Origin of the sequence: Nostoc sp. (genome assembly GCF_036918245.1) — a bacterium.
In the GTDB taxonomy this organism is placed as follows: Bacteria; Cyanobacteriota; Cyanobacteriia; order Cyanobacteriales; family Nostocaceae; genus Nostoc.
The window spans coordinates 21,792-48,698 of the sequence record NZ_JBALEF010000108.1; the positions used below are offsets into that span (position 1 = coordinate 21,792).

A 26,907-nucleotide genomic window follows, 5' to 3' on the forward strand; every position below is an offset into this window, starting at 1 on the left:
GGAATTGTCATGTTTTGCAGATAGTTTCTTTGTCAAGGGTTGGGTTGATAAGGGAGTTTTATACGATTTTTTGCTATATATGGATTTTAGCTTCTTGTTTTTAACCCTAGTTTTTGGTACCTCCTTTTTCTCTTTCAATTTATTCCTTAATCAAGAAAGTGCATTTATGTATGGGGTTGTGATTATAAATTAGTAATTATTGATTATTAATTCTTTTGAACTTCCAACCTGCTGAATGTTAGATATAAGTCAATACCGTCAGTGAAGCCCAAAATTCTTGGTAAAGACATAAAAATTCTCGTCTCTACAGGTTAAAAATCAATACCAAAAATCCTTAACCCAAGGAAATTTGGATATAAATGTTAGTTTCAATAATCTTTAATAGTAGCCAGTTTTGTGTCATAATAGCCACCCCAAACACTCCATCCTTTTTTAAGTCTTTGATTTAGGCAGATAATTTTTCATAACTATCAACAGTTGTTGCTTCTAATCCCAGAATGGGATACATATCTAGTTCAGATGTTCCGTGTATCGTCAAAAGCAGAGCGTCGATTAAGGCTTTGGCTTTAAGCAGCGTTTCTTGAAACTCCATCTCCGGCTCAGAAAGCGCTATAATCCCGCCACCGATACCAATGGAAGTTCGATTGGGAGTCAAAACAGCAGTCCGAATCACAATATTCAAATCGGCTGAACCATTCAAACCCAAAAAGCCGATCGCACCTGAATAAACTCCCCGCGCCTCTTGTTCCAAGCGATCAATAATTTGCATGGTGCGGATTTTGGGCGCACCAGTCATCGATCCTCCGGGAAATGCAACCCGCACGCAATCCACTGCTTGTAAATCTGAACGTAACCGCCCACGTATCGTTGTCACCAACTGATGTACAGTTGAGTATGTTTCCACATCCATTAATTTTGGTACGTGGATGCTACCAACTTTACAGACTCGTCCCAAATCATTGCGTAACAGATCGACAATCATCAGATTTTCAGCTCGGTCTTTTTCGCTGTTGCGTAGCTTCTCACGGAGGATAAAATCGGCTTCGGGGGTTTCTCCTCGTGGTAGGGTTCCCTTAATCGGCTTAGTTTCTACCCATCCTTGACGATCAATCTGTAGAAACCTTTCTGGAGATGAGCAGGCGATCGCTACGCTCGCCGCAGGCATCGCAATTTCACCAAAGCGCAAAAATGCAGAATAAGGAGCCGGATTGATTTTACGTAATGTGCGATAGAAGGTCAATGGGTCAGGGGTTGCATCGGTGTAAAGCTGATTTGTCAGGCAAACTTGATAAGTTTCTCCTTCGTGAATTTCGTCCAAGCATTGCTGAATATCTTGGATGTAATTTTGGTAAGTACGACTCAAACGGAACTTAACAGGCTGACAATTTTCTTGGGGTACAAGAGAAAAAAGAGGATCTAGAGTTTCGAGTTGTTGTTGGATAGTATCAAACCAAGTTTCTACTTGTTCTGTTTGTCCTTTTTTGATTAATTGCAGCAAATAAAGGCACTGTTCTTGATGATCGATCGCAATCATGCGATCGGCAAGTAAGAAAATTGCATCAGGTAATGGTGAAGAATGCACCAATAACGATCCACACTCCGCCTTAAGTTCATAGCCAAAATAGCCAACAAATCCGCAGTTAAAATCAAAAGGTAACTCATCAGATTGACAAAATCGGCAATCTATTTCCCGCTTCAAATACTCAAAAATACTTTCGGTGCGATGAATCACGGTATCTGACTGTGTGATGATGAGTTCTTGTATTTGGGTATGATATCGCACCAATAAACTGTTTGCTCCGCTGCCATCACCCATAAACGAGAAGCGAGATAGACCAAGTTCTACACGGCTGCTATCTAGCCAAAAAGCGTTTGCTGCATCCCCAAACAGCTGTACAAATATTTGTTCTGTATTTGGGCAGATATCTAACTTGCGTGTATACAATTCAAACTTCTCTTCCTGTTCTTGGCGGGGTTGATTCATAACAGGATTAATAGTTCCAGATCCAATCCAATATTGCTTTTGTGGACTTTTTGACTCTGCCAAGAGGTTTTCAAGCTCCGCCCCTTGTAGGTGTCTCTCCTTCTTGCCTCCTGCCTCCTGCCTCCTGCCTTCTGCCGACGCTCGCGGACTCGCTACCGCTGCGCTATCCTGCCTCCTTGGCGATTTCTCTGTAAATTTCAGCGTAATATCTCGAAAGTTTGCTATTAATCTTTGCCCATATTCTGTACAAATAGACTCTGGATGAAACTGCACGCCCCAAAAAGGTAGATGGCGATGATGTAATCCCATCACCAGTCCTTCTTCAGTCCAAGCAATTTTTTCCAGACATTCAGGTAGTTCATTAGCAACTAACAACGAATGATAGCGCACCACAGAAAAATTACTAGGAATACCTTGAAATAATTCCGAATTATTATGATAAATTTTACTGAGTCTACCGTGTCGAACTTCCGGTGCATGAATCACTCTTGCACCATGTAGATAGCCAAGTCCTTGATGCCCCAGACAGACTCCCAGCAAGGGCACATCCGCATTCTCAATTATCTGTCGGCAGACTCCAAAATCTTGCGATCTTTCTGGACGACCGGGGCCAGGTGAAATCACAATGTTGTCAAATGCAATTTCTTTCAATTCATCCCAGTTAAGGCGATCATTATAAATTACTAGAGGTAGTTTACCATTTACCTCGGCAATCATCTGATAAAGATTAAAGGTATAAGAGTCATAGTTATCAATAATTAATGTTTGCATACATACTTAATTAACAACTGTATAGAATATTTTTGCAATTAGAATAGCACCTAGATAATTTATCTGCTACTTTAAATTTTTCGGTTCTATCTCAATACAGTTCAGTTCAGGCTAAAACTCTTTGCTAAAGTCAATTTTTTTGACGAACCGCAAAGGACGCAAAGAACACAAAGGGAAGAAAGAAATGCTTAACCCAAGTGTATTGTACTATAGATAGCTATTCCAAATATGAGGCATATTCACTATTGACCAAGCCCTTATCCCTTAATCTTATCCAGAGCTAAATTCAACTTCAACACATTAACTCCAGGCTCGCCAAAGATGCCAAGAAAGCGACCATCGGTGTTTTGAGAAATTAAAGTTTCGAGTTGGTTCGGTTGAACTCCGCGCGCCTTGGCTACTCGTGCAACTTGTGCGATCGCAGCTTCCGGGGTAATGTGGGGGTCAAGGCTAGAACCAGAGGTGTAGACTAAATCGCCAGTTGGCTGCACACCTGCTTTCTTCAGACGATTGAAGTCACCTTCAACTTTTTTGCTGGGGTCTGGGTCATCTTTACCTTTAATGCGTTCCATTAATGCAGGATTACTGGGAGCCAAGTTACTAGCGCCTGAAACCCCAGTTCTCAAAACTCCTGCATCATCTTTTTTGGGATCGGCTGTGCTGTAGCTGGTGGTACTGGGACGGCTGTTAAAATAGCGATCGCTACTAAAAGGTTGACCAATCAAAGCAGAACCGACAACTTGACCTGTGCTATTTTTCAGCAGACTACCGTTTGCTTGAAATGGAAACACAATCTGCCCAATGGCAATCATTGCAAAAGGATAAATAATCGCTCCAATTACCCAGAGTACCAAGGTAGAACGAACGGCTCTACCAGCTTCACGTGCAAAACTCATTAGAATTTCTCCGGTACAAACATGACAAAAAATAAATAGATGGAAAGTCCCAGTGTCACCATTCCTAACAACCCCAATCCCCAAGATTGACTGCGGGAAAGTTGTTCATTAGTCGCTGCATAGACCATAGGTGCAACCACTAGGTTGAAACACATCGCCAAGAATAAATACAGTGGTAGCTTTTGTCTACGCCATTGACACCAGATTTCAGTTATTTCTTCTAATACTTGGGATGCAGCGATGCCTGCGGCGAGCTTCTCTACGAGACGCTTCTCTTCGAGAGGCTTTGCCAACGCGCGTCGGATCTGAATAGGTTTCATAGTAAGTTAAGACAGAGGTAGGATGATATCTATCAGTTTGATGGCAATGAAGGGTGCAACGATACCGCCAAGACCAAAGATGAAGATGTTACGACGTAACAGTTGATCTGCTGTTAAAGGTAAGAACTTCACCCCTCTGAGTGCTAGCGGAATTAGTGCTGGAATAATCAAGGCATTGTAAATCAGCGCCGAGACGATCGCAGATTGGGCACTCTTTAATCCCATAATATTAAGTGCGCCGATTCCAGCGGCGGCAAAGATTGTGGGAATGATCGCAAAATACTTGGCAATATCGTTAGCGATGGAGAATGTTGTTAATGCTCCACGAGTAATTAGCAACTGTTTACCGATGGTTACTAAGTCAATTAGCTTCGTGGGATCTGAGTCTAAGTCCACCATGTTAGCAGCTTCTTTGGCAGCTTGCGTCCCCGAATTCATCGCCACACCCACATTTGCTTGAGCCAAAGCAGGTGCATCGTTCGTACCATCCCCGGTCATTGCCACCAGTTTACCCTCAGATTGTTCCGAGCGAATCACCTCAATTTTGTCTTCTGGAGTCGCTTCGGCAATGAAATCATCCACCCCAGCCTCTTCGGCTATTACTGAAGCGGTAATTCGATTGTCACCTGTGAGCATAATAGTTTTAACACCCATGCGGCGGAGTTGGTCAAACCGTTCCCGCAGACCGGGTTTGACAATATCTTTCAGGTAGATGACACCATAAATTTTGTCATCTTGGCACACAGCTAAGGGCGTACCGCCTAACCGGGAAACTCGCTCATAAGCTGCATCTATATCATCAGGAACGTAGCCGCCACGGGAACGGATAAATCCCTTAATCGCCTCTACCGCTCCTTTGCGAATTTGTTTGCCATCAAGTAGATTCGTGCCACTCATCCGGGTTTTCGCGGAAAATTCTACACCTTCGGCTTTGTCAATGTTAAAGTCTACCCCAGCCTGGGACTTTTCTGCTAAAATCACAATCGATTTGCCTTCTGGCGTATCGTCAAACAAGCTAGCAGCTAAAGAGACTCGCGCCACGTCTATTATTGAGTGGTTATCCAGGGGAATAAACTCGTCGGCCATCCGATTACCCAAGGTGATCGTGCCTGTCTTATCTAGTACCAAGGTGTTGATGTCGCCGCAAGCTTCTACTGCTCGACCAGAGGTAGCAATGACATTAAATTGAGCAACTCGATCCATCCCTGCGATACCGATCGCACTGAGTAAACCACCGATAGTTGTAGGAATTAAAGCTACTAGTAGCGATATTAAAATAGCAACGCTAGCACCCGCCCGCAAACTGTTTCCCGCTTCAGCCCCAAAGGCTGTACTGATAAAACTGGCGATGTAGCCGACAAATGGGGGCATAGTTGCCACCACAATCAAGAATACCTGTGTTAACACTGCCAACAATACTGTCAAAGCAATCTCATTGGGAGTCTTGCTGCGTTCTGCTCCTTCTACTAAGGCAATCATGCGATCGATAAAGCCTTGTCCAGGATCGGCACTAATGCGAATTGTCAACTCATCGGAAAGTAGGCGTGTACCGCCTGTCACCGAACTGGCAATATCTGTACCTGGTTGCTTCAATACCGGGGCAGATTCTCCAGTGATTGCCGACTCATCCACTGAGCCAATGCCTTTAATGACATCGCCATCGGCGGGAATCATATTATTTGCAACCACTTTTACCAAATCGCCCCGCCGCAGTTCTGTGGAATTGACTTTTACTATGGAACCATCGGGGAGGATTTTATTAGCGATTGTATCCGATCGCGTCGATCTTAATGAATCAGCCTGAGCTTTACCGCGTCCTTCAGCTACGGCTTCCGCAAAGTTGGCAAAAACGAGTGTGAAAAAGAGAATAAAGGTAATCAACCCGTTTAACAAGCGTTGTTGGTTGACATCAGCCTGGATTGTGCCAAACAGATTTGGGTTAAGAGTAACAAGAAAGGTGACAATTGTCCCTACCCAAACAACAAACATCACCGGGTTTCTGACAGTAATTCGCGGATCGAGCTTGACAAATGATTCACTAATTGCTCTCTGGTAAAGTCCCTGCATATCTGTTTTGGGGGTATGCTTGCGTGAGTCACGAGTTTCAGATGGAATAGGAGGCGAGGGAGAATCAGTATTAATTGGCATAGATTAAATCTTGGGAATGGGGCATTGGGCATTGGGCATAGGACGATGAGGTGGATGAATCTAGTTCTGAGGTCGATGAACGGAGTTCCGAGGTCGATGAATGGAGTTCCGAGGTCGATGAATGGAGTTCCGAGGTCGATGAATGGAGTTCCGAGGTTGATGAATGGAGTTCCGAGGTTGATGAATGGAGTTCCGAGGTTGATGAACGGAGTTCCGAGGTTGATGAACGGAGTTCCGAAGTCGATGAATGGAGTTCCGAAGTCGATGAATGGAGTTCCGAAGTCGATGAATGGAGTTCTGAAGTGATGAATCAGTCTCTAATTCCCCTGTCCCCTTGTCCATTGGTGTCAACTTAACGTGAAACCCTTGTCAAAACGTGATATTCAGTTCTCTGGCTTCCCATCACGATCCGCGTTACCCCACCCTAACCCTCCCCGTATGTATTGGGGAGGGAACTATATCTCCGGTCTCCCCCCTTTATAAGGGGGGATTAAGGGGGGTAAAACGCATGTGGAATAAGCGTTTGAGCTTAAGTTGACACCAATGCCCCTACTCTCCTCATCCTCCCTCCCCAATTCCGATCCGATACCTTTGGCAATAAAAAAGGCTTCACCGATGGGGCCTAATGCTAAGACTGGGAAGAATGTAAGTGCGCCCAGAATTAAAATCACACCTGCGGTAACGCCTGTAAATAGTCCGGTATCGGTTCGTAATGTACCAGTGGTGTAGGGAACAGCTTGCTTACGAGACATACTATCTGCCAAGAACAGCAAACCGATGATCGGAATATAGCGTCCAGCTAGTAAACTGAAGCAGGTACTCAAGTTCCACCACAAAGCGGTTAAAGTTGGTGCTGTACCTGTAGACATCGCAAAAGGTGAAGGTTGTGAATCTCCCAAGCCTTCAAAGCCAGAACCGTTGTTAGCAGCCGCTGAGGCATATTCGTAGATAACTTGAGCAAAGCCGTGGAAACCTGGATTGCTAATTCCTGATAGTTGATCGGGAAACGCCAAGGCGATACCTGCGGGAATCATAATTGCGATCGGGTGAACCAGCAGAATCAAAAAACTAGCAAGTACAACCTCGCGCTTCTCAATCTTGCGTCCGAGAAATTCTGGTGTACGTCCCACCATCAACCCTGTGGCGAACACAGCCAGAATCAGGTAAGCAAACAGGTAAGCGGTTCCTGTACCCTGTCCACCCCAGATAATTTGCAGGAACATATTGGAAAGGGTAATAAAACCGCCATTGGGCATGAAAGAATCGTGTAAACTGTTGACTGCACCGCACATAGTACCAGTTGTACTCGTTGCAAACAGTGCAGATTGTGCCCAACCAAACCGGACTTCTTTACCCTCTAAATTTGGTTGCTGACTACCCAGTAGTGCATTCACAGCCGGATTGCCGTTGTATTCACCAATGGCAGTAACGATGATAAATATTACATAGAGTACACCAACCATACCGTAGACTAACCAAGCTTGCTTAGTGTTATTCGCAAACAACCCATAAGTGTAAATTAGGGAAGTAGGAATCGAAAGCATGGCGACAATCTGAATCAAGTTAGAAAATCCGTTGGGATTTTCAAAAGGGTGTGCCGAGTTGATGGCGAAAAAGCCGCCGCCGTTTTCCCCTAATTGCTTGATAATTTCAAAATGAGCAACAGGGCCACGAGCGATCGCCTGACTGATATTCGGATCTTCCAAGGTGGGGAATACAGCTGCACCCGCCAGTGTTTCGGGAACGCCAGCTGCCATGAGAGCGATCGCGCCGACAATACAAATAGGCAACAAAATTCGCGTAATCGAGCGAATTAAATCTACATAAAAGTTGCCCAAGGATCTACCAGTTAATCCGCGAATAAAAGCAATCCCCACCGCTAAACCAGTGGCAGCAGAGGTAAACATGTGATAACCAAGTCCCCACACTTGGCTGCCATAGCTCATGTAGGTTTCACCAGAATAGTGCTGCTGGTTAGTATTAGTAATAAAAGAAATAGTCGTATGCAGCACTGTATCCCAAGTTGGGGCATCTATTTTGGTTGGGTTTAATGGTAGCCATCCTTGATTCATAATAATCAAGAAAATCAGCAACCCCATTGCTACGTTGCTGTATAAAATTGCCCGCCCATACTGCCAGTCGGTCATATTTTCTTTGGTTTTAACGCCAACCAAAGAATAAAGCACTCGCTCAACCGGATTCAAAATCGGGTCGAGAAAAGTACTTTGCTCTAGGTAAACCCGCGCCATATAGCGCCCAAAAATAGGAGTAATTGCTACTACAATTAGTAGCGTTAATATAATTTGAATCCATCCTTCTAGCATGAGTCAATCAAACTCCAACCTAAGTAAACTTGAGATAAATATCAGATATTTTTTTATTAGGGATTGGAAATATTTATGAAGTATATTTACATCTTTATTAACCAACTAACTTATAATTATGGGCTTTCTCAATCATGGAGTTTTTTGTGAAAGAACACAAGGTATAAATTGATATTTAAACTATGCTATATAAGAAATATATGTTTCTATGTATAAGAGTGTTTATCTCGATATATATCTGCAAATATAGAAAGACAGCTAAATACTAAACAAATAGTTATTTGACAACTAAAACTAGCTGAGGTCTTTGAGGATTACAGTAACTTTTAGCTTTATTGACTACGTAGGGAATGAGTAAGAAACTTAAAAGGGTGGTTATAAACTGCAACGATACAAACAAAACCACGATTGACACGCAATTCGCCAAAAAGCTTAATTTATCAAACCACTTTCTCTACGAGACGCTATGCGTTGCTTCTATGAATATTTTACAAAATACCAAATTAACCTAAATATGGATATTTGGTAATATTACATTTCAATAATTGCATCCAATATTTTGTAGCATTTTTTTGAGTTATCTTTATATCGCGCAAATTATGACCTTTGCCTATCATTAACATATAATATATTAGTTGTATAGCTATAAATAAATAGCTGAAGCCCAAAGGTTTGAAATGTTGTAAGAATAGGTGATATATAATTTTAAATTTCTGTTTGTGGCGAAAATAAATCCACCATTTCATTTGATGCTCGGCTATACTTTTTTGTAGACCTAATATAGCCTCAACCTCTATAAATTTATCTTTGACTTGATTATAAAATTTTATTTCTTTCTCGATGTCTCCAGCCTTGTATGATATATCAGCATCGTCAGAGAACTGATAGGCTTGACTAATTAAATGACCAACAATTTCTGCTTTTTGTTGGTCATATCCAAGTTTCATATATATTTTAGTTGCTGCTTCTGCCAATTCAGAAAAATTTTCAGCATCATGTAGCCAATATATTTTTGTTTGTAGTTCTCCTAAAGTAGAAGCTAGAGTATTATTCATCAATGTTAGCTGGAAATATGCTTTCGATTATCTAACTTAAAATTAAACACTAAAATATAGTCTTTTAAGCATCTGAACTCAACTCGATCCAAAATCAGAAAATTAAGATTACTTAGTGCTACTCTAATGTAGTTAACCAGGCTTCTAAATCTGCGCTCGCCTGAAAATCTAACAAAGCTTCAGCGAGGTTTTCTAATTTTTCTAGAGAGAGGGTTTCAATGTGCGATACCTGACGGTAAGCTTCGCTAACGCACCTCTTGGGGTAATTCTCCCACCCTGCGAGTGAGTTGACGGAGAATGAGCGATCGTTCTCGTTGTTCTCCTCGTTGTTCCCCTTCTGCCAGAATTTCTTGATAAATTACTGACTCGCGCATCATACCCTCCCGAAATAATTGTCGAATCAAGTCCTTTCTGTATTTTAACCCCGCTAAGATTTGGGTGTAAGCAGAAATTTCTGGTCGTTGTTCTGGCTCAAGTTGATTCACTCGTTCCACAACTTGTTGTAACAAGATTTGGGGTTGCGTGGTTGCTGCCAGTGGTGCTAAGGGTAACAAAGCTGGATCGTTGAGAAATAGTTCTGGATTTTCCTCCCATAAGGGAATCACACGATATTCGTGACGGGTGGTTTCAACACTGAAGGCAGTTTCAATTACCGTTTCTGGTGCAGGGGGAAGCAATAATACAACAACTTGCGTTATTGGTAGACGATACAACCGATATAACCTTACCCAGTAATCTAGCATCCGCAGGGGTAGGGGTGGCGTGGATTCTAGTTTAGTTTGAAATTCCAGGTGTAAAATACGTCCTTGTAGCTGTAAAAATGTGACATAATCAGCGCGAATCGGTTCAATGCTCAATTCAGTTTTGAGGACTTTGACGGAAGTTTGAGGTGTACCCAAAACCCAACTGGCAAAGGTAACGGGATGTTTTTCTGAAAGTAGTTTGCACAGGTTATCAAAAGACATTGATTAATTATGAATTATAAATTTCAGGGTTGACACAATAAGCCAAACGATCGCCCCTAAGTCCCGCGATTAAATTAGCGATCGCCATTGAAGCCATTTTTGAGCGCGTTTGATGGCTGGCACTGCCAATATGAGGTGCAATAATTAGATTTTCTAGAGTCAACAACAGGCTATCGCTGGGAATCGGTTCTGGTTCGGTGACATCTACAGCCGCCGCAGCAATTTGACCACTTTTCAGGGCACGATACAGAGAATCGGGATCTACAATAGTTCCTCGCGCCGTGTTAATCAAAATAGCTGATCGCTTCATCAACTCAAATTGGCGATCGCTAATCAGATGATAAGTATCATCAGCAGATGGTGTATGCAGTGTTACAAAATCTGACTCTTGCAGCAAGTGTTCTAACGCAGCAAACTCCACACCTAAAGATTGTTCTAATTCTGGGCTGCATCGTTGCCTACTCGTATACAAAATCCGCATTTCAAAGCCTTTGGCACGACGAGCGATCGCTTGACCAATCCGCCCAAAACCAACAATTCCCAAGGTAGCACCCGTAACATTCGGCCCCAATAACAAATCTGGTTCCCAAGTCTGCCACAAACCTGCACGAGTAAACCGATCTGCCTCTACTACTCGCCGGGCAGATGCCATTAATAATGCCCAGGCAAAATCTGCGGTAGCATCGGTTAACACCCCAGGAGTATGACCGACGGGAATTTGTCGTGCCGTAGCGGCGGCAATGTCAATGTTATCGTAACCCACCGCCATTTGACTGATGACTTTGAGTTTCCCTGACTCGATCAGTTGGCGATCAATTTGGTCAGTCAGCAGACATAGCAAACCATCTATTTCCTTGACTTTTTCTAGTAAAATTTCGTAGGGAGGGGGTTGGCGTTCTGGCCAAACTTCCACAATGGCAAGCGATCGCAGTCGCTCTAATTCGATGGGTAGGCGACGAGTGACAAATACTTTAGCTTGAAGCATAGTTTTAAAATAATTTCTGGATAAAGGGACGCTTCTTGCATCAGTTTCTCTTTAAAATATCATGGCGTAAATTCAAAACCTGGTAAAGTTGGTTTTTGTTCTGTGAAAATGAACCGTGATGTTCCAATCAAGCAGTAGAGAGTCTACAGACAATCATCACAAGCCGTTGGAATTCAAAAGCTTGTCGAAATGTTCTGCCAGAAACTTACTCGATGACGTAGATATTCTGAGGATTGCTGCAAGCTTGAAACAGGATCAAAAGCAAAAAGGAAAACTGGGGCAATTTTTGACTCCTGCTCCAGTCGCGGAATTAATGGTTGGGATGTTTGGCAAGCTCGATCTTCCTCAAATATCTCTACTTGATGCTGGAGCAGGAGTTGGCTCATTACTTGCAGCCTTTGTAGCTAAACTTTGTCACAGCAAACAACGCCCAGCCAATTTAGATATTGTTGCCTATGAAATTGATCCTTTTCTGATTGGGTATTTGCATCAGACATTGAAATTATGTGCTAGAGAATGTCAAATAGCTGGTATCTCTTTAAACTATGAGATCCGAGATACGGATTTTATTGAGGATGCAGTCAGACTTCTTCAGCCTAGTTTGTTCGATAATCCTGACAATTGCAGATTTACCCACGCTATTCTCAATCCCCCATATTTAAAAATTAACGCTCATTCCAAAGTTCGTGATTTGTTACGTTCTATAGGATTAGAAGCCAGCAATTTATATACAGGTTTTATTGCTGCTACAGTTCAACTTCTTGAATCAAGAGGAGAGCTTGTAGCTATCTCGCCGCGTAGTTTCTGTAATGGGCCATATTTTAGAGACTTCCGCAGAATGTTTTTAGAAATGATGGCTTTAGACCAGATACATCTTTTTGAATCCAGACAGGAAGCTTTTAGTGATGATGAAGTTTTGCAAGAAACAATTATTATCCATGCTATCAAACAAAAACCAAAATTTGACAATGTAATCATCAGTACAAGTTCAAGTGCTAATGATGATTTTATTCTGTCAAATTCCTTAGCTTATACAGAGATAGTTATTCCCAGCGATTCGCAACAATTTATCCACATTATCCCCGATACAGTAAGTCAGCAGGTCATTGAAAAAATGGCTAATTTTACCTGCACATTAAAAGACCTAGAATTAACTGTATCAACGGGACGTGTTGTAGATTTTCGTGCTAAAGAATATCTGTGTTTAATGCCAGACAAAAATACTGTTCCCTTGATTTATCCATTGAATTTTTCAAAAGGATATGTTGAGTATCCCAAGGTAACTAGAAAGCACCAAGCTCTGGTATATACCGAAGAAACTGTCTCTCTTTTAGTACCAAATGAACATTATGTTTTGACTAAACGATTGTCCTCAAAAGAGGAAAAAAAACGAGTTGTTGCCGTTGTATATGATGCTAACAAAATTAATTGTTCTTGGGTAGGTTTTGAAAATCACTTAAATTATTTTCACAAGGACGGAAGAGGACTCAATCTTACCCTAGCACGCGGTCTTGCTGCTTATCTTAACTCTAGCCTTGTTGATACATTTTTTCGGTTGTTTAATGGGCATACTCAGGTTAATGCAACCGATTTACGAAATTTAAAATATCCCACAATAGCGCAGCTAATGACCGTAGGACTATATATTACTGAGCATTTCCCATCACAGAAAGAAATTGATGAACTTGTGCAAAAAGAGTTACTGAGTATGAGCAATCAGTCTGAAAATAACCCCTTAATAATTAAAATCCGTATTGATGAAGCATTGCAAATACTAATTGAACTTGGACTTCCACGGGCACAACTTAATGAGCGTTCAGCCTTAACCCTTTTGGCTCTACTTGACTTAAAGCCGACTGATCCTTGGGGAACTGCTACATCTCCCCTAATGGGAATTACGCCAATGATGGAATTTATGGCACAGCACTATGGCAAAACATATAAACCTAATACACGGGAAACTGTTCGCCGCCAAACAGTCCATCAATTCTTAGATGCGGCTTTGATAATTGCAAATCCAGATGCTCCTGAACGCCCCGTTAACAGTCCAAAAACAGTATATCAGATTGAAGAAAGTGTGCTTGAACTCTTACGTACTTATGGAAGTACTGAATGGAAAAAGAGCATTCGTACTTACCTTGCTTCAGTTGAAACTTTGAAAAAACGATATGCTCAGGAGCGGGAACTATCACGTATCCCTATAATAATTGAAGGAAAGTTAAAAACTCTATCACCAGGTGGACAGAATATTCTGATCGAAAAGATTATTAAGGAGTTTGCAGAACGTTTTACACCTGGAGGAAAACTGATTTATGTTGGTGATACAGATGAAAAGTTCGCGCATTTTAATAAAGTTGCATTGAGAGATTTGGGTGTTACTATCGATTTTCACGGAAAAATGCCTGATGTGATTATCCATCATATAGAAAATGATTGGCTAGTTTTAATTGAAGCTGTAACTTCTCATGGCCCAATTAACCCTAAACGCAAGAAAGAACTTGAAGTTATCTTTGCTAATATAAAAATTCCCCTTGTAATGGTAACAACCTTTTTAAGCCGGAAAGCGATGGTAGAGTATTTGGCTGAAATTGCTTGGGAAACCGATGTTTGGGTTGCGGAAGATTCTACTCATCTCATTCACTTCAATGGAGAATATTTATTACAGGCTTACAAAGTAGATAGAGATTCTGAAACAGAATAAACTATTTTTAATTTTTGATAATCTGTGCAAAAAGAAGCGTTAAGGCGATATCGGTATCTACAATATAGATCCAACAGTTCAGGCAAAGCGTAGTAGAGTTAAAATAAGAAATCTCAAGATGCATGTAGGTATGGAAACCTACCGACTATAAATTTAACAGCATATACAGCGCTAACTTCGATCGCTCCCAAAGCAAGATTGTCGCCATGACTAACTCAACTCCAATGGATGACGAGAAAAAGCTCCCAAAGAAGAAAGGCAAATCGCTTCCTCCCAAGCGGATTATCTGGCTAGGAAAGTTTGTCTGGACGAGTATGTGGCAGATAATGATGTCAAATCTTGCTCCTCGCAATCAATCGGGAGCGTATATTCGTCCTAATAGCCAGTTTCGCAAGTTCATCGGTACAGAATCAGGGAATCCACACCCACCAGCAACGGGGCGCTACAAACTCTATGTTGGGCTGGGCTGTCCTTGGGCACATCGAACTTTAGTTGTGCGATCGCTCAAAAAACTGGAAGCGGTAATATCAGTATGTATCGTCTCTCCTTCTCCCATTGAAGGCGGTTGGATATTCAACCAAGAAGAAGAAGGTTGTCGCACACTGGCTGAATTTTATCAAAAGGTAGAACCCGGCTACAGTGGGCGCTCTACAGTGCCGGTACTATGGGATAACCAAACAAAAACCATCGTCAATAATGAGAGTTCAGAGATTATCGTTATGCTGAACTCTGAGTTTAACGAATTCGCTAACAATCCGACGCTAAATCTTTACCCAGAAGAACTTAAAGAGAAAATTGACTGGTGGAATGAAAAGATTTATCACGCCGTAAATAACGGTGTATATCGCTGTGGCTTTGCCCAGACTCAAGAAGCATACAATCAAGCCTGTAATGAACTGTTCGGAACTCTTGATGAGATTGAACTTGCATTGCAGACTAATCGCTATCTCTGCGGTGAACATCTGACACTTGCAGATGTACGTTTATTTACAACATTATTTCGGTTTGATAGTGCCTACTATGGGCTGTTTAAATGCAATCGGCAGCGAATTCGAGATTATCAGAATCTCGGAGCTTATCTACGTGACTTGTATCAGCTTCCGGGTGTGGCTGACACTTGCGACGTAGAAACTGTGAAGCGGGACTACTACGGGAACCTATTCCCACTCAATCCCGGCGGCATTATTCCCAATGGCCCTGATATGTCCTATCTTAATCAACCACACGATCGCGATCGCATCGGCAAGGTGAATGCTTCATGAATCAGATTAATCGGGTTGCAATTGTCGGTGGAACTCATGGCAATGAGTTTACAGGTGCCTACCTAATCCAGAAATTTGCCCAGTTTCCCGATTTAATTACTAGATCGAGTTTTGAGACAGTCACTCTGTTAGCAAATCCCAATGCTTTTGCCGCCGGGAGACGATATTTAGAAAAAGATTTAAATCGCTGTTTTCTCAAGCAAGATTTACAAGATTCAACTCTGAATAGTTACGAAGATTTGCAGGCTAAATTAATCCAGGATACCCTAGCATTAAATGGGGATAAACAAGCAGATTTCATCTTAGACTTGCACAGCAGTACAGCTAATATGGGTCTGACAATTATTCTTGATAACAGTCATTCCTTCAACTTAAAATTGGCTGCTTATCTGAGCCAGCTTAATCCTTTCGTTAGGGTTTATCGCTGCTCTTTTAAATCAATTGCAGAAAACCCATTTGTAAATTCTCTGTGCGAATTAGGCTTTGCGTTCGAGGTTGGCCCAATTGCCCAAGGTATCTTAAAAGCGACGCTATTCCAACAAACAGAGGAACTTGTTCGCGCGCTTCTGGACTACCTAGAACAGTTTAACCAGGGTAAAATTCCATCAAATAATGAAACGTTGATTCTCTATGACCACTTATCAGTTGTAGACTATCCCAAAAAACCGGATGGTACAATCTTTGGAATGATTCATCCAGAGCTTCAGGATAAGGATTATCAAGCCTTGCACCCAGGAGATCCAATTTTTATAACTTTTGACGATAAAACAATTGTTTATGAAGGTGCATCTACTGTTTGGCCAATTTTTATTAATGAGGCAGCTTACTACGAAAAGGGAATTGCAATGTGTTTGACCCAAAAGCAGCAAATCAACATCTAGAATGTGGATAAAAATTTTTGTATAATTGCTTTTAATTGGAAGTGATGATAGAAATTGAGCATCCAAATCATTAATAACTTCTATATCTAGCGCGATGTCTGCGACGGGCTACGCATACGCTAAAATCTACTTATGTAAGTTTATATGTATCTTGGTTATAATTATTAATGATCAGTAACTAAGTATCAGGGTAAAAAGTTGTCCAAAGGTTTGATAAAATCGAGATCAAAGGACGATACTAATCTGGGCGATGCCTATGATATCAAGTCCGGGTAATTACTTATGATTCCCACAGTCATTGTACCCCACCTCTTAATCCCCTCCCCTTAGCCACTACGGTGTATACACAAGTCTGAAATAGTTTACTCACCTGGTTTTTCGCGTCAGTTTTACCCCACCCTAACCCTCCCCTTTCTAAGGGGAGGGAACTAGATTCCTGTTTCCCCCCAATAAACGGGGGTATTAAGGGGGGTAATTTGACTTGTGTATAACCGTAGTCCCTTAGCAACGGGAGGGGAGACAAAGCGTAGCTTTGGCGGGGTGGGGTGATTCGGGTTTAATAAGTAATCAAGTAGACATGATATGACGGGCGATGCCTACGAAATGCTGCTCTTAAAGTAACTCTTTATTTTGAAAATTAGGAGCCGCAAATATTCTAGCTTCAGGTTTCCCTTAAACTCAGCCTAGGTCGAACTATGAAACTTGACCAATAAAGTCCAAACCTTAGACTATAATTGACGCTTAAAATTGTCCAAATAATTTAACTCATAATGAAAACAAAGCAAAAAGGAAACAAACCAATAGCCAGTCTTTCTTTAGACTTGGATAATATTTGGTCTTATTTAAAAAATCAGGGCGCTCCGGGTTGGGAGACTTATCCTTCTTACCTGAATATCGCAGTACCTCGTTTCTTAGATATTCTCAAGCAATGGGATTTGACAATCACAGTATTCATTGTCGGTCAGGATGCAGCACTAGAAAAGAATACTAAGGCAATACAAGCGATCGCTAGCGCCGGTCACGAAATTGGCAACCATTCATTTTATCACGATCCTTGGCTACATCTGTATTCAGAGAATGAGATTGAAGAAGAGGTGGCGCTCGCCGAAGAACATATCAAGCGCGTCACTCATCAACATCCTATCGGCTTTCGGGGGCCAGGATACAGTTTTTCTCCAGCAGTATTGAAAGTCTTAGCACGACGAGGATATGAATATGATGCTTCGACTTTTCCCACATTTTTGGGGCCTATAGCACGAGCATATTATTTAATAACTTGTAAATTGAGCAAGGAAGAACGTAAAAAACGGGAAGCGCTGTTTGGCGGTTTTAAAGAGGGTTTGCAGCCTCTAAAACCTTACCAGTGGCAACTAGATAAAGATAAACTGACTGAGATTCCCGTTACCACGATGCCAATTTTTAAAGTGCCAATTCACTTCAGTTACATAATGTTTCTGAGTACATTTTCTTCAGAAGTGGCTTTACTCTACCTGCGAATTGCCCTGTCGCTGTGTAAAGTTACACGCGTCCAGCCTTCTTTGCTACTCCATCCTACAGACTTTGTAAGTCAAGAAGATGTGCCAGAACTCTCATTCTTCCCAGGTATGAGTGTCCCTACCTACAAAAAGCTGGCAATAGTGAACAAAAGTTTAGAAATGATATCCAGTCAGTTTAATGTTTTGACTGTTGGACAACACGCTAAATTTGCAGCCGATGCCCCTAAACTACCTGTATTAGTGCCTCAAAAGAGGTAAAAATATCATCTATGCGATTTATTAACAAGAATTCAGAACTCAGGAGCGGAGCCGGAGACGTTTCCGTTGCTCCGGTCAGAATTCAGTTGTCGTAGGGATACAGCATTGCTCATTGGTGTCAACTTAAGCAAAAAGCTAGTTTTAGGCTGGCTTTGACGCTAAGTTACAATGAGTATTGCTGTGCCCCTACATATGGTATATTTACCTGAAAATAGCATCTAAACTTGCACAACAAAATCTGATGCACTCAAAGTTGGCGCACCAGTCAGAGTTGCAAATAGACCGCCACTACCAAAACCAGCCGCACTGCCATTTTGGTTATAAAATAACTGTCCACGAAAAGCGTCGTAGATAATTTTCGCTGTGCTGGTTCCCCCATTAGAAATGATTTGAAAATCACTCTTGTTACTAAAACCTGTTCCAGCAGTTGAAGCGATCGCACTAAAGATAGTTTTATCTAGGACAATTTTATCACCTTGGGAACTGTTGAAGTCAGCGTAGGCGTAGCCCGTCGTAGACATCGCATCTACACCAGCAGTCAGGTCAAAAGCTGCATCGGTGTTGTAAACGAAACAGTCCGCGCCAGCACCGCCGACGAGAGTATCATTACCAGCACCGCCGACGAGAATATCATTACCATCACCGCCTCGCAATAGATCGTTGCCACTCAAGCCATAGATAATGTCATTACCCCCCTGAGCATTAATCACATCGTTGGAGTTTTCAAAACCTGTGATGCTATTATTCAGGTCATTGAGGAAAGTGACCGTGTTTTTGTTAAACAGGCTAGTTTGAGTAGAGTTGGCATCGAAGACATCAAAGCTGTCGGCGATGTTAGTTTGCCCATCAAACTCTATATTGCCAATCGCAGGTGTTGCTCCAGAAGCTGGCAGATTATCGAGGCTTTCTAATTTGAAGTTTTGCAAAGTGACTTTGCTATTAGCAACATTTTCAAAGGTAACTTCTAAGTTGTTAGCATTTTGAGTTAATTGCAGATTTTCGGCAGTTAAACCCGAACCTATAAATTGTAAGGTGTCCAAAGAAGCGATCTCTGGCGCAGACGGCTTTGAGCCTTTACCAACGCCACCAAAATCGGTGATGGTGTCATTGCCATCGCCAGGGCGAAATACAAATGTATCTTGACGGCTGTTGCTCGTCAGGGTATCATTACCAGGAGTTACCGTCGGGTTAAGGGTGTCGTCACTGTTTCTATTCGTCCCCCCAAACACTACATAGCTTTGCCCAGCAGAATCTTTGCCGTTGGGGTCGGCATTAGGTGCCCCAATAATCAGGTCGTCAACGCCATCGTTGTTAATGTCCCCCGCATTGCTGACTGAGGAGCCTGAGTAGTCCAATGCTGCAATGCCGTTAATGAAAAGGCCATTAGTGCCATTCAAAGAAAAGAGGTTGAGGGTACCACCACTGCCCAGATTCGTTCCCCCAAAGACCACATAGCTTTGCCCAGCCTCAGAGATGCCGTTGGGGTCGGCATTAGCTGCCCCAATAATCAGGTCGTCAATGCCATCATTGTTGATGTCCCCCGCTTTGCTGACTGAGTAGTATGGGAACTGACTATTAGCGCCAATGCGCTTAATTAAAAAGCCATTAGTGCCATCCAAAGAAGAGAGGTCTAAGGTGCCGCCACTACCCAGATTCGTTCCCCCGAACACCACATAGTTTTTCCCACCAGGCTCATAAGCACCACCTGCCCCAATAATCAAGTCGTCAATGCCATCATTGTTGATGTCTCCCGCATTGCTGACTGAGAAGCCTAATCCTAAAACATCACCAATGCCGTTAATCAAAAAGCCATTAGTGCCATCCAAAGAAGAGAGGTCTAGGGTGCCGCCACTGCCCAGATTCCTTCCCCCAAACACCACATAACTTTTCCCAGCACCCGTGCCGTAGGAGGAGCCATTTTCTGGTGCCCCAATAATCAGGTCGTCAACGCCATCACCGTTGATGTCCCCCACATTGCTGACTGAGTAGCCCAAGGAGTCAAATGTAGCAATGCCGTTAATCAAAAAGCCATTAGTGCCATTCAAAGAAGAGAGGTTGAGGGTACCGCCACTGCCCAGATTCGTTCCCCCGAACACCACATAGCTTTGCCCAGCATGATAGTTGCCGTTGGGAGAGGCAAGTGACCCAATAATCAGGTCGTCAACGCCATCGTTGTTAATGTCCCCCGCATTGCTGACTGAGTAACCTGAGTTGTCATCCTCAGCAATGCCGTTAATCAAAAAGCCATTAGTGCCATTTAGGTCAGAGAGGTTAAAAGTGCCGCCACTGCCTAGATTTGTTCCCCCGAACACCACATAGCTTTGCCCAGCAGAATCTTTGCCGTTGGGAGAGGCATATCGTGACCCAATAATCAGGTCGTCAACGCCATCGTTGTTAATGTCCCCCGCATTGCTGACTGAGATGCCTGAGTAAACATTTGTTGCAATGCCGTTAATTATAAAGCCGTTAGTGCCATTCAAGGAGGAGAGATTGAAAGTGCCGCCCCTGCCTAGATTCGTTCCCCCGAACACTACATAGCTTTGCCCAGCAGAATCTTTGCCGTTGGGGTCGGCATATGGTGCCCCAATAATCAGGTCGTCAATGCCATCGTTGTTGATGTCCCCCGCATTGCTGACTGAGGAGCCTGAGTTGTCATCATTAGCAATGCCGTTAATTATAAAGCCATTCGTGCCATTCAAGTCAGAGAGGTTGAAGAAAGGGTCAGCACCCGCACCACCGACAAGGGTATCATTGCCTGCACCACCGACAAGGGTATCATTGCCTGCACTACCCCGCAGCAAGTCATTGCCACTCTTGCCGTCGATGATGTCGTCACCTCCCTGACCATTAATGATATCAGCGGAGTTGTCAAAACCCGTGATATTGTTGTTGAGGTCATTGAGGAAAGTCACCGTATTCTTGTTGAATAGCGTAGTTTGAGTGGAGTTAGCATCGAAGACATCAAAGCTGTCGGCGATGTTGGTTTGCCCATCAAACAGGATATTGCCAAGTGCAGGTCGTGAACCGCTTGCAGCGAGGTTATCCAGGTTTTCTAATTTGAAGTTTTGCAGAGTGACTTTGGTAAAAGCTACATTTTCATCAAAGGTGACTTCTAAGTTGTTACCATTTTGAGTTAATTGCAAATTTTGGGCAGTTAAACCACTACCTGTAAATTGCAAGGTGTCCAAAGAGGCAATCACTGCCGACGTTGGGGTTGTGCCTTTACCAATGCCGCCAAAATCGGTGATGGTGTCATCGCCATCGCCAGGGCGAATAATAAATTTATCTTGACCGCCGTTGCCTGTTAGGGTATCATCACCAGTTAACCCATCGATGATGTTGTTGCTAGGTGTGCCAAACAAGTCGAAATCTCTATTGGGACTTCCAGTCAGGTTAGGAGGGGTGCTGCCACTCCCAATATTCGTCCCACCAAACAGCACATAGCTTTGCCCAGCAGAATCTTTGCCGTTGGGGTCGGCATATGGTGCCCCAATAATCAGGTCGTCGATGCCATCGTTGTTCACGTCCCCCGCATTGCTGACTGAGTAGCCTAATTCGTCACCTGCTGCAATGGCGTTAATGAAAAAGCCATTAGTGCCATTCAGATTATAGAGGTCGAGGATGCCGCCACTGCCCAGATTCGTCCTCCCAAATACCACATAGCTTTGCTCAGGAGTATAGTTGCCGTTGGGGTCGGAACGTCGTGCCCCAATAATCAGGTCGTCAATGCCATCGTTGTTGATGTCCCCCGCTTTACTGACTGAGATACCTGAGGAGTCATATGTAACAATACCGTTAATTAAAAAGCCATTAGTGCCATTCAAAGAAGAGAGGTTGAGGGTGCCGCCACTGCCCAGATTCCTTCCCCCAAACACCACATAGCTTTGCCCAGAAACAGTTATGCCGTTGGGAGAGGCAAAATATGCCCCAATAATCAGGTCGTCAATGCCATCGTTGTTGACGTCCCCCGCATTGCTGACTGAGAAGCCTGAGTAGTCACCTGCTGCAATGCCGTTAATTATAAAGCCATTAATGCCATTCAAAGAAGAGAGGTTGAGGGTGCCGTCACTGCCCACATTCGTTCCCCCAAACACTACATAGCTTTGCCCAGCTTTATCTTCGCCCTTGGGCGAGGCAAGTGGTGCCCCAATAATCAGGTCGTCAACGCCATCGTTGTTGATGTCCCCCGCATTGCTGGCTGAGACGCGTGAGTAGTTATCCTCAGTAATAATGCCGTTAATTAAAAAGCCATTAGTGCCATTCAAAGAAGAGAGGTTGAGGGTGCCGCCACTGCCCAGATTTGTCCCCCCAAACACCACATAGCTTTGCCCACTATAAGAGGGATTCCTTGCCCCAATAATCAGGTCGTCGATGCCATCGTTGTTGATGTCCCCTGCATTGCTGACTGAGGAGCCTGAGTTGTCATCATTAGCAATGCCGTTAATTAAAAAGCCATTAGTGCCATTCAAAGAAGAGAGGTTGAAGGTACCGCCACTGCCCACATTTGTTCCCCCAAACACCACATAGCTTTGCCCAGCATTATAGATGCCGTTGGGGTCGCCATCTGGTGCCCCAATAATCAGGTCGTCAACGCCATCGTTGTTGATGTCCCCCGCATTGCTGATTGAGTAGCCTGAGTAATTGCCTTTAATTAAAAAGCCATTAGTGCCATTTAAAGAGGAGAGGTTGAGAGTGCCGCCACTGCCCACATTTGTTCCCCCAAACACTACATAGCTTCGCCCAGAATTAGAAACACCAGAATTAGAAACATTAGGTGCCCCAATAATCAGGTCGTCAATGCCATCATTGTTGATGTCCCCCGCATTGCTGACTAAGGAGCCTGAGTTGTCATCTGCTGTAACACCGTTGATGGCGAAGCCATTAGTGCCATTCAAAGAAGAGAGGTTACCGAGATTGAATGATGAATTAGCCATGATTTTCTCCTGTGTTTATTTCTTGTTAGTCAGCGAGTGAACTTTTAGGTTTTACGCTTGAAGTTCCGTGTTCTAAGTAGGGGGGTATAGATGTATATCCCGACACTTGCACAACAAAATCTGATGTGGTGAGACTGGGCGCACTATTAACAACTGCAAATTGATTGCTACTTCCGCAACCAGGTAGGCTTTGAGTTTGTAGAATAATCGCTCATTAATTTGTACAGTGCGTCAGTCCTAGTAATATCCAGCAGCTAAAGCACAGTGAAATTCTCAGGAATTTTACTGAACCATCAAAACAATAAATATTACTAATATATACATAAATATTGTCAGGATGCTGAATATGTCAGATATGCCGCTTCAGTGCAAAAATTTGAAAGAGCAGGTTGAGTCTATATTACAACTATTACAACAAGAACCAACGCTACGTTCCCAAGATATTACACCTGTACGAACTTCTTTAAGTAAGGTGATTTCTCCCAAGTTTGAAATTGTATTTGCAGGTGCTTTTAGTGCTGGGAAATCAATGCTAATTAATGCACTATTAGAAAGAGAATTACTCTACAGCGCAGAGGGACACGCTACAGGTACAGAATGCAAAATTGAGTATGCAGAAGTAGATAAAGAACGTGTTGTTTTGACGTTTTTAAGTGAAGTAGAGATTCGGGAACAAGTAGCTTCTTTGTGTCAGCAACTAGGATTTAAAACAGTAGCTAATATCAACCAAGCTGAGGTAATTAACTTACTACGTCAAGGTTCTGAAGCGATTATTCAGCACGAAGGTGGTGAGAGTAAATCAGAACGTGCAAAACAGGCAAAGGCTTTAATGTTGTTGCTAGAGGGATATATTGCAAATAGCGATCGCATCAACACGGTGGCTAATGCTACATATTCAATGGAGCAATTTAACTTTAGTGAGTGCAGCTAGTGTAGAGTGCGATCGCTTTGTGCGAGAAAGTCCGAGATTTTACGATGAAGGCACTTTTTCTATATATCAATTTCGCCAAACTTTATCACAAACTTCTCAAGGTTACGACGCTGAAAGTATCGTGGAAGCAGAGCCAGCAATTAGGCAGTTATTAAAGTTAGATTTTGAGCCAAAAGTTTCTCAAACTATTCGCAAATCTTTCCGTCAAACCATCAACCAAACGCTCAAAACTCAGTTGTTACCAATGGCGGATCAGCAAGCGGATGAGATTTTGCAGCAATACCCACAGGCGCGTGCTTATTTAGAAAAAACACTCCAACAAGAAGCTGAAGAAAAAATTGCGAACAATCGCCGATTATTGAATGTTGTTGAAGAAAATATTGCAACATATAATTCAGCAGCTTCTAGTATCAATAATTGTTTACAGGCAATGCAATTATATGACAATCTTTTGCCTGTAATTGGTAATGCAGAGTTTATATATGCTACCTCTGGTTCATTAGACACTGATGGCAAATTTGCTAGTAATGGATTTGTCAACTCAGATGGGTTCGTTGATAAAGTAGCACAGGTTTAGTATGAATAGCAGATAAACACAGATAATTTTGGATTTTTGTAGCTTGTAGTTAGTGACTTTAGCCCTCATTAACTACAGTTTTGCGTAAAGTAGAAAATTTTCAAAAATTGAGGTTGATATGGAAGATGGATTCAAGCCAATAGAGTGTAACGATGGTGATGTTTTGGACTTTGGAGACAACACATATAAAGTTGCTAAATTTAAACAAGCAATGAATACCTCATCTAACTCCACGCTAGAATCAATATTGAATCAAGAATTAGGTAGGCAAGGAGTAAGGGTAAAACAGTCTCCAAAGGTGAATTGGTTTCAGAATGGTATGGATTGCGAAATTTTAACACTAGGTTCTCAAAGCTGGAAAAAGGGGAAAGTTAAAATTAAAATAAGTGTTGAATTTTATGTTGAAGAGGAAGATGTACAAATAACTAACAGCAACAATTTAGAAATCACCGAACCAGAGTCGCCTCTTGATGATCTTCGCCGCATGATTCAGGAGTAAAATTAGTCAATTAAAATTTACATATAACAATCCTATGTGATTTTTTTAATAGAAAAGCTTAGATTCCCGACTTATTAAATAAGTCAAGAATTTTGTTGTTGATGAATGATTTACGCTTTCTATAACTCAATACGGTAGGGTTAGAAAAAATTGTAGGTTGGGTTAAGCAAAGCGCAACCCAACAAAGCACCGGAAATGTTGGGTTTCGTTCCTCAACCTAACCTACGCAGTTTAAGGTTTTTGGCGCTAACTGAACTGTATTGTGCTATAAATACTCTTTACAAAACTGGGTACTAAGTATTAGAAAAACAGTCCCTAGTCCCCAACTCAATGGTTATGAATATCAAACGTCGGGAATTTCTCACAACCTGTGGACTTGCTAGCTTCGCTACCCAGATACCAGCAGCACTTACCGCCCAAGGTAAGGCATCTTCAAACACTAGCCGCAAGCCGCCCCACCTGCAAGCGGGCGATACAGTAGGATTAATCGCCCCTGCGGGTGTCGTTGACGCTAAAGACATCGAAGCAGCGCAGAAATCAATTTCAAAGTTGGGGTTAAAAGTCAAGCTGGGGAAGCATATTTTAGATCGTTACGGCTATTTAGCGGGTAAAGATGCCGATCGCGCCCAGGATGTAAACTTAATGTTTAGCGATCGCACCATAAAAGCAATTATTCCCATGCGTGGTGGTTGGGGTTGTAATCGCATTTTACCTTTACTCAACTACTCGCTAATCCGCTCCCATCCGAAAATTATCATCGGGTACAGCGATATTACGACGCTGTTGTTGGCAATTAATGCCCGTAGTCAAATGATTACTTTTCATGGGCCAGTTGCTACGTCTACTTGGAATCAATTTACAGTCGATTACTTTAAGCGCATCCTATTTAATGCTGAAGCGGTGACTATGCAAAATCTCAACCCTAGCGAGGTGCGGGTGGAGGCGATAGCAACGGGAAAGGCGAGGGGTAAACTTGTGAGTGGAAACTTGTCAGTGCTATCAGCAATGGTAGGTTCACCTTACCTACCTTCTTGGAACAAAAGCATCCTGTTTGTAGAAGAAATTGGCGAGGATGTTTATCGTATAGATAGGATGCTGACGCAGTTAAAAACTGCTGGGATACTTAACCAAATTGCTGGTTTTATCTTTGGGCAATGCACTAATTGTAGTCTTGGAGATGAACCATCATTTACCTTAATGCAAGTATTGCAAGACCACATACTTCCTTTAGGTATTCCTGCTTGGTACGGTTCAATGATTGGTCATATTAAGGATAAATTTACCTTGCCAATCGGTGTAGAAGTGGAAATAAATGCTGAACTTGGGACAATACGAATGTTAGAGGCGGCTGTTAGTCTTGTGTGAAGAATGCAGGAGGTTAGAATATAAAAATAGTGACTCACATTTTATCTAATATGTAGGGGCAATACCCTGCGGGAAGCCGCTTTGCGTCTACATGAATTGCCCCTACGGTAAATCAAGGCTTTCACTGCCTTTTTGCGTGAGTCCTAATTATCTATGGGGAAATGCTTTATTTTTTGCAAGTCCCCTAACACCCCTTAAGGAATGTCTAACTTATCACCATCTCATAGTGTGTCAGTGTTTACAGAGGTGGTTCGATCAATAATCTCTACTGGGAGTGATTGGGGTGAGTGAGTTTCAACACTTTTCCTCATGCCAACATCTTCAGTTTTCACCTGCTTATTATCTGCAACCAGCCGTTCATCTAATCCTACGCCCTGATTACTAGCTGATTTGACCTCTTGGGCTGCACCCTTTACTGCATTCGATGTATCTTTTGCTGCATCTTTGAAAGCTGGTTTGGCTTCCTCAACTGTCTCTTTAACAGAGTCCGCTACATTTTTAACGGCTGGTTTGACCTCTTGGGCTGCACCCTTTACTGCATTCGCTGTATCTTTT

Annotated in this window: 15 protein-coding genes and 3 pseudogenes; 8 read left to right on the plus strand and 10 right to left on the minus strand. The window is 42.6% G+C overall.

All coding sequences use genetic code 11. The annotated features are described in order from the left end of the window. Positions 1–445: 445 nt before the first annotated feature. The 4 genes from pabB to kdpB all read right to left on the minus strand — a co-directional run bounded on the left by pabB (position 446) and on the right by kdpB (position 6,119). Entirely contained in the window at positions 446–2,755 is a 2,310-nt protein-coding gene (pabB, locus tag V7L12_RS31575; protein ID WP_335090464.1) for an aminodeoxychorismate synthase component I, read from the minus strand. A gap of 257 nt (positions 2,756–3,012) precedes the next feature. Then, positions 3,013–3,651, minus strand: a complete 639-nt coding sequence (gene kdpC / locus V7L12_RS31580) for a K(+)-transporting ATPase subunit C (protein WP_335090466.1) — start codon at positions 3,649–3,651, stop codon at positions 3,013–3,015. After that, on the minus strand, positions 3,651–3,893 hold the full coding sequence (locus tag V7L12_RS31585; RefSeq protein WP_335090493.1) for a potassium-transporting ATPase subunit F: 243 nt from the start codon (positions 3,891–3,893) through the stop codon (positions 3,651–3,653). Before V7L12_RS31585 ends, kdpC begins: the two co-directional genes overlap by 1 nt. A gap of 84 nt (positions 3,894–3,977) precedes the next feature. Then, positions 3,978–6,119 (minus strand): potassium-transporting ATPase subunit KdpB, encoded by a 2,142-nt coding sequence (gene kdpB / locus V7L12_RS31590; protein ID WP_335090468.1) that lies wholly within the window; start codon positions 6,117–6,119, stop codon positions 3,978–3,980. A 50-nt stretch (positions 6,120–6,169) separates the two neighbouring features. Here kdpB and V7L12_RS31595 point away from each other — a divergent pair, with 50 nt between their 5' ends. Continuing rightward, a complete protein-coding gene (locus tag V7L12_RS31595; protein WP_335090470.1) occupies positions 6,170–6,475 on the plus strand; it encodes a hypothetical protein in 306 nt (101 codons plus the stop codon). A 99-nt stretch (positions 6,476–6,574) separates the two neighbouring features. Here the strand turns inward: V7L12_RS31595 and kdpA are convergent, their stop codons facing one another. The 4 genes and pseudogenes from kdpA to V7L12_RS31615 all read right to left on the minus strand — a co-directional run bounded on the left by kdpA (position 6,575) and on the right by V7L12_RS31615 (position 11,448). Then, positions 6,575–8,443 (minus strand): potassium-transporting ATPase subunit KdpA, encoded by a 1,869-nt coding sequence (gene kdpA, locus V7L12_RS31600; RefSeq protein WP_335090472.1) that lies wholly within the window; start codon positions 8,441–8,443, stop codon positions 6,575–6,577. A 503-nt stretch (positions 8,444–8,946) separates the two neighbouring features. Continuing rightward, positions 8,947–9,498, minus strand: coding sequence for a hypothetical protein (locus tag V7L12_RS31605; RefSeq protein ID WP_335090474.1), 552 nt, complete (start codon positions 9,496–9,498; stop codon positions 8,947–8,949). Positions 9,499–9,616: 118 nt separating this feature from the next. Next, positions 9,617–10,463 (minus strand): annotated as a pseudogene (locus V7L12_RS31610) (Rpn family recombination-promoting nuclease/putative transposase). 7 nt (positions 10,464–10,470) lie between these two features. Then, entirely contained in the window at positions 10,471–11,448 is a 978-nt protein-coding gene (locus tag V7L12_RS31615; protein WP_335090476.1) for a 2-hydroxyacid dehydrogenase, read from the minus strand. Between the two features lie 244 nt (positions 11,449–11,692). Between V7L12_RS31615 and V7L12_RS31620 the strand changes: the two genes are divergently transcribed. The 4 genes from V7L12_RS31620 to V7L12_RS31635 all read left to right on the plus strand — a co-directional run bounded on the left by V7L12_RS31620 (position 11,693) and on the right by V7L12_RS31635 (position 18,046). Beyond that, positions 11,693–14,149 (plus strand): BsuBI/PstI family type II restriction endonuclease, encoded by a 2,457-nt coding sequence (locus V7L12_RS31620; protein ID WP_335090478.1) that lies wholly within the window; start codon positions 11,693–11,695, stop codon positions 14,147–14,149. Positions 14,150–14,355: 206 nt separating this feature from the next. Then, the gene (locus tag V7L12_RS31625) at positions 14,356–15,411 is read left to right on the plus strand and encodes a glutathione S-transferase family protein (protein ID WP_335090480.1); all 1,056 of its coding nucleotides are present in this window, start codon (positions 14,356–14,358) and stop codon (positions 15,409–15,411) included. Then, positions 15,408–16,292, plus strand: coding sequence for an aspartoacylase (locus V7L12_RS31630; protein WP_335090482.1), 885 nt, complete (start codon positions 15,408–15,410; stop codon positions 16,290–16,292). The genes V7L12_RS31625 and V7L12_RS31630 overlap by 4 nt, the downstream gene beginning before the upstream one ends. 770 nt (positions 16,293–17,062) lie before the next feature. Beyond that, positions 17,063–18,046, plus strand: coding sequence for a polysaccharide deacetylase family protein (locus V7L12_RS31635; protein ID WP_335090484.1), 984 nt, complete (start codon positions 17,063–17,065; stop codon positions 18,044–18,046). A 218-nt stretch (positions 18,047–18,264) separates the two neighbouring features. Here the strand turns inward: V7L12_RS31635 and V7L12_RS31640 are convergent, their stop codons facing one another. After that, the gene (locus V7L12_RS31640; RefSeq protein ID WP_335090486.1) at positions 18,265–22,980 is read right to left on the minus strand and encodes a beta strand repeat-containing protein; all 4,716 of its coding nucleotides are present in this window, start codon (positions 22,978–22,980) and stop codon (positions 18,265–18,267) included. Positions 22,981–23,326: 346 nt separating this feature from the next. Between V7L12_RS31640 and V7L12_RS31645 the strand changes: the two are divergent. From V7L12_RS31645 to V7L12_RS31655, 3 genes and pseudogenes are all read left to right on the plus strand, one after another. Continuing rightward, positions 23,327–24,488, plus strand: a pseudogene (locus V7L12_RS31645) (dynamin family protein). Between the two features lie 118 nt (positions 24,489–24,606). Further along, positions 24,607–24,987: a KGK domain-containing protein gene (locus V7L12_RS31650; protein WP_335090487.1), complete on the plus strand. Its 381-nt coding sequence runs from the start codon at positions 24,607–24,609 to the stop codon at positions 24,985–24,987. A 336-nt stretch (positions 24,988–25,323) separates the two neighbouring features. Then, positions 25,324–26,352 (plus strand): S66 peptidase family protein, encoded by a 1,029-nt coding sequence (locus V7L12_RS31655; protein ID WP_335090489.1) that lies wholly within the window; start codon positions 25,324–25,326, stop codon positions 26,350–26,352. 221 nt (positions 26,353–26,573) lie between these two features. Here V7L12_RS31655 and V7L12_RS31660 read toward each other — a convergent pair. Beyond that, positions 26,574–26,907, minus strand: a pseudogene (locus tag V7L12_RS31660) (hypothetical protein); the annotation flags it as partial.